The organism is Pseudomonas sp. P5_B2, from assembly GCF_056400445.1.
This window is the reverse complement of sequence record NZ_JBFULH010000111.1, coordinates 1-11881: the sequence shown is the minus strand read 5'-3', so window position 1 is coordinate 11881 and position 11881 is coordinate 1. Positions and strand designations below refer to the sequence as shown.

Below are 11881 nucleotides of genomic sequence, written 5' to 3'. Positions count from 1 at the left end.
CCCACAGGGGGGATGTGTGTTGTGTGTCAGGCCTTGCGATTGAGCAAGCTGCGCTCCATCCGCGCTATGCCTTCTTCTAGCAATGCACGTGGGCAGCCGAAGTTCAGGCGCACGAATTGCTTGGCGTCATCGCCGAAGTCCAGGCCAGGGCTCAATCCGACTTTGGCCTGTTCCAGGAAGAACTGCTGCGGGTCGTCCAGCCCCAGCGCCGAGCAATCGAGCCATGCCAGGTAGGTGCTTTGCGGCACGTTCATGGTGACGCCCGGCAGGCGGGTGCGCACGGCGTCGACCAGGTAATCGCGGTTGCTTTGCAGGTAGGCGCTGAGTTCCGCCAGCCATGGCCCGGCTTCGCTGTAGGCGACGCGGGTGGCTAACAGGCCCAGCGGGTTGACGCTGTCGACCATGCCGCAACGGGCGTGGTTGACCTTCTCGCGCAAGGCGCGGTCCTGAATGATCATGAACGAAGTTTTCAGGCCAGCGATGTTGTAGGCCTTGCTCGCCGACATCAGTGTGATCGTGTGCCGGGCGATGTCCGGGCTCAGCGTTGCCATCGGAATATGCTTGYGACCATCGAAGCACAATTCGGCGTGGATCTCGTCGGAGATGATCCAGGCGCCCTGTTCCAGGCAGATGTCGGCGATCGCTTGCAGTTCGTCCCGGGGGAAGGCTTTGCCCAGAGGATTGTGCGGATTACTCAGCAGCAACGCGCCGCCACCTTGCAGCGATTGGCTGAGGCTGGCGAGCGGTGTGGTGTAGGTGCCGTCAGCCTGCTCGTCGAAACTCAGCTCGACCTTGTTCAGGTCCCAATGACCCGGCGCGTGGCGCAGCGGCGGATAGTTGGGCACCTGCACCACGACGTTCTGTGGCGGCTGGACCAGCGCCTTGAGCGCCATGTTGAAGCCCGACTCGACCCCCGGCAGGAAGATCAGCTCTTGCGGCTCGACGCGCCAGGCGTATTTGTTCCAGAGGTCGGCCACGATGGCGTCGCGCAGGTCATCCGGGGCCACGCTGTAGCCGACCATCGGGTGTTCCAGGCGTTTTTGCAGGGCCTGGATGATCATCGGCGGCGCGGCAAAATCCATGTCGGCCACCCACATCGGCAGCACGTCGGCCGGGTAGCGGCTCCATTTGGTGCTACCGGTGTTATGGCGGTCGAACACCTGATCAAAATCGAAAGTCATGCGCGGTCTCGTGAATGCAGGATTGGAATGGCACCCATGATAATCGCCAAGCCCCTGTGGGAGCGAGCCTGCTCGCGAAAGCGCCGTGTCAGGCACCAAAGATGGCGAATGATACTCCGCTTTCGCGAGCAGGCTCGCTCCCACAGGTTGTGTGGTGTGGCAGTGCCCGACGGTCGGTTTTCACACAGACCCGCGATGCGTTGACTAGAGTTCCATGTGTCGGCAGTCCGTCTGCCGCCACCGTGATTGCTTAGAAAGTCCGGCCAAGCCCCGGATTTCCACCTGATCAGGAGTGCACGATGGACCTCAGCCGTCGTCAGTTCTTCAAGGTCGCTGGTATCGGCCTTGCAGGCTCGAGCCTGGGCGCGTTGGGCATGGCCCCTACGCTGGCCTTCGCCGAGCAAGTGCGCCACTTCAAGCTTGCCGCCACTCATGAAACCCGCAACACCTGCCCGTATTGTTCGGTCGGTTGCGGCTTGATCATGTACAGCCTCGGCGATACGGCCAAGAATGTCGCGCAAAACATCATTCATATCGAAGGTGACGCCGACCACCCGGTCAACCGCGGCACCCTTTGCCCCAAAGGCGCGGGTCTGCTGGACTTCATTCACAGTCCCGATCGCTTGCAATACCCGCAGGTGCGCAAGCCCGGCAGCAGCGAGTGGACGCGCATCTCCTGGGATGAAGCGATGGATCGCGTTGCCGACCTGATGAAGGCCGACCGCGACGCCAACTTCATCGAGAAGAATGCCCAGGGCCAAACGGTGAACCGCTGGCTCACCACCGGTTTCCTCGCGGCATCGGCGGCCTCCAACGAAGCGGGCTACATCACCCACAAGGTCATTCGCAGTCTCGGCATGCTGGGGTTTGATAACCAGGCGCGTGTCTGACACGGCCCGACGGTGGCAAGTCTTGCCCCGACGTACGGCCGTGGTGCCATGACCAATACGTGGACCGATATCGCCAACGCGAATCTGGTTCTGGTGATGGGCGGCAACGCAGCAGAAGCGCACCCGTGCGGTTTCAAATGGGTGACGGAAGCCAAGTCGCACAACAACGCGCGACTGATCGTGGTCGACCCGCGATTTACCCGCACCGCCTCGGTGGCCGATTACTACGCGCCGATTCGCACCGGCACCGACATCGCCTTCATGGGTGGGCTGATCAACTACCTACTGACCGAGGACAAAATCCAGCACGAATACGTGCACAACTACACCGACGTGTCGTTCCTCGTCAAAGCCGGGTATGGCTTCGAGGACGGGATTTTCAGCGGCTATGACGCGGAAAAGCGGGCGTATACCGACAAGTCCGGCTGGGGGTATGAACTGGGTGAAGACGGCTTCGTCAAAATCGACCCGACCCTGCAAGACCCACGCTGCGTCTATCAATTGATGAAGCAGCATTACAGCCGCTACAACATCGAACTGGCGAGCCAGATTTGCGGCATGCCTGTCGATGCCATGCAAAAAATCTGGGATGAAATCGCCACTTGCTCGGTACCGGGCAAGACCATGACCATCCTTTATGCGTTGGGCTGGACCCAGCACTCCATCGGCGCGCAGATCATCCGCAGCGCGGCGATGGTGCAATTGCTGCTGGGCAACGTCGGTATGCCGGGCGGCGGCGTGAATGCCCTGCGCGGGCACTCCAATATCCAGGGCCTGACCGACCTCGGGCTGCTTTCCAACTCGCTACCGGGTTACCTCACCTTGCCGGGCGACGCCGAGCAGGACTACGCCGCGTACATCACCAAGCGCACGCAAAAACCGTTGCGCCCGGGGCAGTTGTCCTACTGGCAGAACTACAGCAAGTTTCACGTCAGTCTGATGAAAGCCTGGTATGGCCCCAATGCCACGGTCGAGAACAACTGGGCGTACGACTACCTGCCGAAACTGGACATCCCCCAGTACGACATCCTCAAAGTGTTCGATCTGATGGGCCAGGGCAAGGTCAACGGCTACATGTGCCAGGGCTTCAACCCGATCGCCGCGTTGCCCGACAAGAACCGGGTGATGGTGGCGCTGGCCAAACTCAAATGGCTGGTGGTGATGGACCCGCTAGCCACTGAAACTTCAGAGTTCTGGCGCAATTTCGGCCCTTACAACGATGTCAAAAGTGCCGATATCCAGACCGAAGTGATTCGCCTGCCCACTACCTGTTTTGCCGAGGAAGACGGCTCGCTGGTCAACAGCAGCCGCTGGCTGCAATGGCACTGGAAAGGCGCCGATGGCCCGGGTGAAGCGCACACCGACATTCGGATCATGGCTGAGCTGTTTCATCGTTTGCGTCAGCGTTACCAGACGCAGGGCGGCGCGTACCCCGATCCTCTCCTCAAACTGTCGTGGCCGTACAAGATCGCCGACGAACCCTCGCCAGAAGAACTGGCCAAGGAAATCAACGGCTACGCCACCACTGATTTCGCCGACGCCACGGGCGCGCCGATCAAGGGCAATGCGCAACTGGCCGCCTTCAGTCAGCTCAAGGATGACGGCAGCACCGCGTCCGGCTGCTGGATTTTCTGCGGCAGCTGGACCGAGACCGGTAACCAGATGGCCCGTCGCGACAATAGCGATCCATGGGGTATGCACCAACAACTGGGATGGGCCTGGGCCTGGCCGGCGAACCGTCGGATTCTCTACAACCGCGCGTCCGCCGACCTGAAAGGTAACCCGTGGGACCCGAAAAAACGCCTGGTGTGGTGGAACGGCAAAGTTTGGGGCGGCACCGATGTGCCTGACTACAAGGCTGACGTGCCGCCGGAAGCGGGGATGAATCCGTTCATCATGAACCCCGAAGGCGTGGCGCGGTTCTTCGCCGTCGACAAGATGAACGAAGGCCCGTTCCCCGAGCATTACGAGCCGTTCGAGACGCCCATCGGCATCAATCCGCTGCACCCGAACAACAAAAAAGCCACCAGCAACCCGGCAGCACGGATCTTCGATTCGGTGTGGGATACCCTTGGCGTGGCCAAGGATTACCCGTACGCGGGCACCAGCTACCGCTTGACCGAGCACTTCCACTTCTGGACCAAACACTGCCGGCTCAACGCGATTACCCAGCCGCAGCAGTTCGTCGAAATAGGCGAGGTGCTGGCGAAGGAAAAAGGCATCGTCGCTGGCGATCGCGTGCGCGTCAGCTGCAAGCGCGGGCACATTGAAGCGGTGGCGGTGGTGACCAAGCGGATTCGTCCGTTGCAGGTCAACAATCAGGTGGTGCATCAGATCGGTATCCCGTTGCACTGGGGGTTTACCGGGCTCACACGCCACGGTTACCTCACCAACACCCTGGTGCCGTTCCTCGGCGATGCCAACACGCAGACCCCGGAATCCAAGTCCTTTTTGGTCAACGTGGAGAAAATCTAAATGGCCAGCCAAGACATTATTGCCCGGTCGGCCACCACGACCCCGTCGCCTTCGGTACGCATTGAGGAGGAAGTGGCCAAGCTGATCGACACCACCAAGTGCATCGGCTGCAAGGCTTGCCAGGTGGCCTGCGAGGAATGGAACGACCTGCGCGACGAAATCGGCTTCAACCTCGGCACCTACGAAAACCCGCATGACTTGAGCGCCGAAACCTGGACGCTGATGCGCTTCACCGAGTATGAAAACCCTGCCGGTAACCTCGAATGGCTGATTCGCAAGGACGGCTGCATGCATTGCGCCGAACCCGGTTGCCTGGCGGCGTGCCCGAGCCCGGGGGCGATCATCAAGCTGGCCAATGGCATAGTCGACTTCAACCAGGACCACTGCATCGGTTGCGGCTACTGCATCACCGGCTGTCCTTTCAACATCCCGCGGATCTCGCAAAAGGATCACAAGGCCTACAAATGCACGTTGTGTTCGGATCGGGTCGAGTACGGGCTGGAACCGGCCTGCGTGAAAACCTGCCCGACCGGGGCGATTGTGTTTGGCACCAAGGAAGACATGAAAGAACACGCCGCCGAACGCATTGTCGACCTCAAGAGTCGCGGCTTCGAGCATGCAGGTCTCTATGACCCTGCGGGTGTGGGCGGCACGCACGTGATGTATGTGCTGCATCATGCTGATGAACCGTCGTTGTACGCCGGCCTGCCGAACGCGCCTGCGATCAGTCCGCTGGTTGGGTTGTGGAAGGGCGTGAGCAAACCGTTAGGCCTGTTGGCCATGGGCCTGGCGGTGCTGGCCGGGTTCTTTCATTACGTGCGCATCGGGCCGCAGGTGGTTGAAGAGGACGAACATCCCCCAGGCAAGGACCCGAACGTGCATGAGGTTGACCCCTCGGTTCATACCTATGATCCGCGGCGGGAGGACAGGCCATGAGCAACAAAACCATCCTTCGCTACACCAGTGGCCAGCGCACCAATCACTGGCTGGTTGCAATCCTGTTTTTCATGGCGGCACTCTCCGGGCTGGCGCTGTTTCATCCGGCGCTGTTCTGGCTCAGCAACCTGTTTGGCGGTGGCCCGTGGACGCGCATCCTGCACCCGTTCATGGGCGTGGTGATGTTTGTGCTGTTCCTTGGATTGGTGCTGCGCTTCTGGCGAGCGAATTTCTTTATTACCAATGATCGGTTGTGGCTAAAACGCGTCGGGCGGGTGATCAAGAACGAGGAGGAGGGCGTGCCGCCCGTTGGCAAATACAACGCCGGGCAGAAGCTGCTGTTCTGGACTTTACTGGCCTGCATGCTGGTGCTGCTGTTCAGTGGGCTGGTGATCTGGCGCGCGTATTTCAGCGCTTTTTTTGGGATCACCGCGATTCGCTGGTCGATGCTGCTGCATGCGTTGGCCGGGTTTGTGCTGGTGTTGAGCATCATCGTGCACATCTACGCCGGGATCTGGATCAAGGGTTCGGTCAGCGCCATGGTGCATGGCTGGGTCAGCCGCCCTTGGGCCAAAAAACACCATGAACTGTGGTACCGCGAAGTGACTCGCGACGAACACCCCGACCGGCCGATCAGCAAAAAAGGATAAGCACTTGCCGACGATTCTTGAGCCTGGAGAGATTGAAGCGGCGGCGACCTCACCGCCGTTTCTGTACCCGCCGCCGCACAACCTGTTCACTTTGCGCGCATTGCGGCTAGAACGGTTGGCCGAGGGGCATGCGTTGGCCGATTACCTGCGCCTGGTGGCCAGTCTGTGTCATGTTCAGCAACGTCTGATGGACGATCCGCCCGTCACCACCTTGCCCGATCCCGAGCGAATCAAAGTCTGCCAAGAGCATGGCCTGCCACCGCTTGCCGCCGACACTCTGGTGCGCGAGGGGCATTGGTTGCCGTACCTCGACGCCTTGTTGCAACGCTACGGGCCAGCGCCGCAACCCGCCGTAGAACACGCCCTGGCGACGTTGCGCCATACCGATGCCGGGCAACGCAAAGCTTGGGCGGTGGCGTTGGTCAGTGGCCAGTTCACGCTGTTACCAGCGGCGCTGGTGCCGTTTCTCGGTGCCGCCTTGCAAGCGGCCTGGAGTCACTGGTTGCTGAGCACACCGGACCTGGCACTGAAACCCGGTGACAGCCTCAGCCAATGCCCGGCCTGCGGTTCTCCGGCGATGGCTGGCGTGATTCGACAACGGGGCAAACACAACGGTTTGCGTTATCTGGTGTGCTCGTTGTGTGCGTGCGAATGGCATGTGGTGCGGGTCAAATGCGTGTACTGCGAACAAAGCAAAGGCCTGGAATACATGAGCCAGGAGGATGACCGTCACGCCGCCAATCAAGCACCGTTGCGCGCCGAAACCTGCCCTGGCTGTCGCAGTTACCTGAAACTGCTGTACCTGGAAAACGACGCCGAGGCCGAGGCGCTGTCGGCGGATTTGGCCAGCCTGATGCTCGACATGCGCCTGGAACAGGATGGCTACCTGCGTCCGGCGCCCAATTTGCTGCTGGCACCCGGGGGCGACTGAACGCATCTACACTCAGGCGCGACGGTCAATCGTTCCAGGAGCGCCTGATGCCTTCCACCTCCGCCAGCCAAACGTTGCGGCTGCCTTCCATCGACAGTTTGCTGCGCCATCCTGCCTGCCAACCGTTGGCCGAGCGCTATGGAAGGGAGTCGCTGCTGACGAGCTTGCGGCAATTGCTCGATGACCTGCGCGAACCTGTGCTGACCGGGCAACTCGATGCCGTGGAAATCAGCCCGCACGTACTGGCGGGGCGGGCGGGGGAGCGTCTGGCCCGACACCACCAAAGCCATGTGCGCCGGGTGTTCAACCTGACCGGGACCGTGTTGCACACCAACCTCGGGCGGGCGTTGCTTCCGGAAGTCGCCATCGAAGCGGTGCAAATGGCCGCGCGCTATCCGCTCAATCTCGAATTTGATCTGCACAGCGGCAAGCGGGGCGACCGTGATGACCTGATCGAAGGCCTGATCCGCGAACTGACCGGTGCCGAAGCGGTGACAGTGGTCAACAACAACGCAGCGGCCGTGCTGCTGACGCTCAACAGCCTGGGCGCGCGCAAAGAGGGGATTATTTCCCGAGGCGAGCTGATTGAAATCGGCGGGGCCTTCCGCATTCCCGACATCATGGCGCGGGCCGGGGTCCGGCTACATGAAGTCGGCACCACCAACCGCACCCATGCCCGTGATTACGAAGCAGCCATCGGCCCGCGCAGCGGCCTGGTGATGCGCGTGCATGCGAGCAATTACAGCATTGAGGGGTTCACCGCACGGGTGCCCACCGCCGAACTGGCGCAGTTGGCGCACAGCCATGGCTTGCCACTGCTTGAAGACCTTGGCAGCGGCAGCCTGCTAGACTTGACCCGCTGGGGCCTGCCCGCCGAACCGACGGTGCGCCAGGCGCTGCTCGATGGCGCGGACATCGTCACCTTCAGTGGCGACAAGTTGTTGGGGGGACCGCAGGCCGGTTTGATTGTCGGGCGCAAAGACCTGATCGCGAAGATCAAGAAAAACCCGCTCAAACGCGCGCTGCGGGTCGACAAAATGACCCTGGCTGCGCTCGAAGCAGTGCTGGGTTTGTACCGCGATCCCGAGCGCCTCGCCGAGCGTCTGCCGAGTTTGCGCCTGCTGACCCGTCCGCAGGCCGATATCTTCGCCCAGGCCGAACGGCTGCAACCCTCGCTGGCGTTCGCTGTGGGTGACGGCTGGAGCGTCAGTGCGCTGCCGGCGCTGGGCATGATCGGCAGCGGCAGCCAACCGGTGGCACGCTTGCCGAGCGCCGCGTTATGCCTGCGGCCCAAGGTGTCCAAACGTCTGCGCGGACGGCAATTGCTGGGGCTGGAGGCCGGGTTCCGTCAGTTGGCCATTCCGGTACTGGGCCGCATCGACGATGACGCACTGTGGCTGGACTTGCGCCAACTGGACGACGAAGCCGCGTGGCTGGCGCAACTCGATCAATTGAAGGTGCCAGGGTGATCGTCGGCACGGCAGGGCACATCGATCACGGCAAGACCTCGTTGCTACAAGCATTGACCGGGCAGGCTGGCGACCGTCGCCGCGAAGAACGCGAACGCGGCATGACCATCGACCTCGGCTATCTCTACGCAGCACTGGAACCCGGCGCCGGGTTGACCGGGTTCATCGATGTGCCCGGTCACGAGCGTTTCACCCACAACATGCTGGCCGGAGCGCAGGGCATTGATCTGGYGTTGCTGGTGGTTGCGGCGGATGACGGTGTCATGCCGCAAACCCGCGAACATCTGGCGATCGTTGAACTGCTGGGCATTCGCCGGGCGCTGGTGGCGATTACCAAGTGCGACCGGGTCGAGCCGGCCAGGGTGCAAGCCGTCCATGAACAAATGACAACGCTGCTGGCGCCCGGGCCGTATGCCGATGCGCCGCAAATTGCGCTGTCGAGTGTCACCGGGGAAGGCGTCGAGGCGCTGCGCCAGGCGTTGCTCGATGCACAGCGCGACGTCGTTCAACGCAGCACCCACGGCGGTTTTCGTCTGGCCATTGATCGGGCATTTAGCGTGGCTGGTGCCGGCATCGTGGTGACCGGCACGGCGTTGTCCGGGCAAGTGACGGTGGGTGACACGCTGGTGCTCAGTCCGCAGGGCAAACCTGTACGTGTGCGAGGGTTGCACGCGCAAAATCAAGCCGCAGACACCGCGATTGCCGGCCAACGCGTCGCATTGAACCTCAGTGCCGAACGTTTGGCGCTGGAGCATATTCACCGTGGCCAATGGCTGCTGGCCGAGTGGCTGTACGCCCCGACTCAGCGACTGGACATCGATCTGCGTTTGCTGGCCAGCGAAGCCAAAGCCTTCGAACACTTTCAGCCGGTGCATGTGCACCTCGGCACTCAGGACGTAACGGGGCGGGTGGCGTTGCTGGAAGGTGCAAGCCTTGCGCCGGGTGCGCGGATGTTCGCGCAAATCCTGCTCAATGCGCCGGTGCAGGCGGTGAAGGGCGATCCGTTGATCCTGCGGGATCAAAGTGCGCAACGTACCCTCGGCGGTGGGCGGGTGCTCGACCCGTTTGCCCCGGCCCGGCACCGTCGTAGCCCCGAGCGATTAGCGCAACTACTGGCCCTCACCACCCATAATTCGCTGGAAGAACTGTTGCCGGCGTTGTTGGCCCACAGCGACACGGGCCTTGATCCACGGCAACTGGAACGTCAGTTCAACCGCCCGCGCGCGACTTGGGTATTGCCCGAAAACGTGTGCTTGATCGAGACCCGCCAAGGTCCGTTGTTGTTCAGCGCGCCGCGCTGGGAGTCGCTGAAAGCGCCCTTGCTGGAACAGCTCGCACGCTTTCATCAACTGGAACCGGATCAAATGGGCCCAGACCGGGATCGCCTGCGCCGCTTCACCGCATCCTCGCTGGAACGCCCGACCTTCATCCGCCTGCTCGATGAATTACTCGCCAGCGGTGCCATCGCCGCCAGCGGGCCGTGGCTGCATTTACCCGATCATCAAGTGCGCTTGAGTGAAGAAGACGAAGCCCTTTGGCACCGCATCCAGCCGCTGTTCGAGCGGGCTGGTTTCGATCCGCCATGGGTGCGCCAACTGGGGAATGACGAGGCGACCGTGCGCCTGTTGTTGCGCAAAATGGCACGGTTGGGGTTGCTGCATCAAGTGATCCGGGACCTGTTCTACACCGATGCGATGATCTGTCGATTGGCGGCTATGCTCTTGCAACTGGCCACGCACAACCCGGTGATTCAAGTCGCGGCGTTTCGCGATGCGGTCGGCCTGGGGCGCAAGCGCAGCATTCAGATTCTGGAGTACTTCGATCGCATCGGCCTGACCCGCCGCCTGGGCGACAAGCGCCAAATTCGCCTGGACAGTGCCTTGGCCCGACACAAAGACGACTGATTTCAAGGAAGGCAATCGCGCCCGGTGGCGCGGCCGGGCTTCAAACCCGGTTGGGGACGGCATCCGCTCCCGGGCCGGTTCGACTCCGGCTGCCTTCCGCCATTTTCTGGATTCAGGGGTAAATATTGGGTCAATGTGCTGAATTTTCACTTTTTTTTCGAAGTGCTGCGATGCAGGGCACATAGATCACGTCGCACTGTTAAATCACCGTCTATGCTGGCCTTACCGCTTCCCCACGTGCTTTGCATAAGCAAGGAGACATCCATGGTGCCCACGCCCCTGTCCGAGAAATCGTTAACCCGCAGCATGCTCGATGTCCTGATACGTGCCGGGTTGATTGTTGTTCTGGTGCTGTTCTGCTTCGAGATATTCCGTCCGTTTCGCGACCTGATGCTGTGGTCGATCATCCTGGCGATTACGCTCTACCCGTTGCAACTGCGATTGATGGGGTCGTTCGGACGCAGCGAAGGGCGTGCTGCCACGGCGATTGTACTGATTGCCATCGCCATTCTGGTGGTGCCGGTCTATCTGTTGGGCACCTCGATTGCTTCGTCGGTCGGACAGGTCATCGACCTGGTGAAGGAGGGTACCTTCAACATCCCGCCGCCGCCCGAAACGGTCGCCACGTGGCCAATCGTGGGTAAAACGATCTCGTCGGTATGGCTGCAGGCCTCAACCGATCTTCCGGACCTGATAGCCAAGTACCTGCCGCAAATAAAAGGCGTCAGTGTGGGCTTGTTGACCAAAATTGCCGGCGTCGGTGCGGGTTTGCTGATGTTCATTGTTGCCTTGATCATCGCCGGTATTTTCATGGCGCATGGTGAGGCCGGCAGCCGCTGCGCGGTCGATATCGCGTCGCGCATCAGCGGTCCTGAAAAGGGTCCGAAAATCGCCGAGCTGTGCACTGCAACCATCCGCGCCGTTGCGCTCGGTGTGGTCGGCATCGCCTTCATCCAGATGTTGCTGGTCGGGCTGGGCTTCGTGCTCAAAGGCATCCCGGGCGCGGGTCTGCTGGCCATCTTCGTGTTGCTGCTGGGCATCATGCAGTTACCGGCGACGCTGATTACGCTGCCGGTGATTATCTATGTGATGGCCACCGAGGGGCCCAATACCAGGACGATTATCTTCTCGGTCTTTGTGTTCATTGCCGGCTTGGTGGACAACGTACTTAAACCGCTGTTGCTGGGACGGGGTGTAGATGTGCCGATGCCGGTCGTGCTGATTGGCGCGCTGGGCGGCATGGTCACGAGCGGCATCCTGGGCTTGTTCATAGGGCCGGTGGTGCTTGCGGTGGGCTACCAATTGTTCTGGCAGTGGGTTCAGGATCGGCCGGAGGAAGTGTAAAATCCTCAACCATGAACGCGCCAAGTCACGAGTTGCTGGACCGGGTTTTAACCGCCCATGGTGGTGCCGAACGCTGGAACAGCTTCAGCAAAGTAGACACC

8 protein-coding genes and 1 tRNA gene are annotated in these 11881 nt (G+C 61.3%); 8 read left to right on the top strand and 1 reads right to left on the bottom strand.

Features of this window, described 5'->3' with window-relative positions; translation table 11 throughout:
* Positions 1–26: 26 nt before the first annotated feature.
* Entirely contained in the window at positions 27–1181 is a 1155-nt protein-coding gene (locus AC1DRJ_RS12015; RefSeq protein ID WP_477802337.1) for a MalY/PatB family protein, read from the bottom strand.
* 299 nt (positions 1182–1480) lie between these two features.
* On the opposite strand from AC1DRJ_RS12015, the gene fdnG reads away from it, so the two are divergent.
* The 8 genes from fdnG to AC1DRJ_RS11975 all read left to right on the top strand — a co-directional run bounded on the left by fdnG (position 1481) and on the right by AC1DRJ_RS11975 (position 11780).
* Positions 1481–4546 (top strand): formate dehydrogenase-N subunit alpha, encoded by a 3066-nt coding sequence (gene fdnG / locus AC1DRJ_RS12010; RefSeq protein ID WP_477802336.1) that lies wholly within the window; start codon positions 1481–1483, stop codon positions 4544–4546.
* Positions 4547–5482: a formate dehydrogenase subunit beta gene (gene fdxH / locus AC1DRJ_RS12005; protein ID WP_477802335.1), complete on the top strand. Its 936-nt coding sequence runs from the start codon at positions 4547–4549 to the stop codon at positions 5480–5482.
* A complete protein-coding gene (locus AC1DRJ_RS12000) occupies positions 5479–6132 on the top strand; it encodes a formate dehydrogenase subunit gamma (protein WP_477802334.1) in 654 nt (217 codons plus the stop codon). Before fdxH ends, AC1DRJ_RS12000 begins: the two co-directional genes overlap by 4 nt.
* 4 nt (positions 6133–6136) lie before the next feature.
* Entirely contained in the window at positions 6137–7063 is a 927-nt protein-coding gene (gene fdhE / locus AC1DRJ_RS11995; RefSeq protein WP_477802333.1) for a formate dehydrogenase accessory protein FdhE, read from the top strand.
* A 47-nt stretch (positions 7064–7110) separates the two neighbouring features.
* Positions 7111–8532: an L-seryl-tRNA(Sec) selenium transferase gene (selA, locus tag AC1DRJ_RS11990; protein WP_477802332.1), complete on the top strand. Its 1422-nt coding sequence runs from the start codon at positions 7111–7113 to the stop codon at positions 8530–8532.
* Positions 8529–10436 carry a selenocysteine-specific translation elongation factor gene (gene selB / locus AC1DRJ_RS11985; protein WP_477802338.1) on the top strand — a complete coding sequence of 636 codons (1908 nt, stop codon included), beginning with the start codon at positions 8529–8531 and terminating at the stop codon, positions 10434–10436. The genes selA and selB overlap by 4 nt, the downstream gene beginning before the upstream one ends.
* A gap of 6 nt (positions 10437–10442) precedes the next feature.
* Positions 10443–10538 (top strand) — tRNA-Sec (locus AC1DRJ_RS11980).
* 162 nt (positions 10539–10700) lie between these two features.
* On the top strand, positions 10701–11780 hold the full coding sequence (locus tag AC1DRJ_RS11975; RefSeq protein ID WP_477802331.1) for an AI-2E family transporter: 1080 nt from the start codon (positions 10701–10703) through the stop codon (positions 11778–11780).
* Positions 11781–11881: the final 101 nt, after the last annotated feature.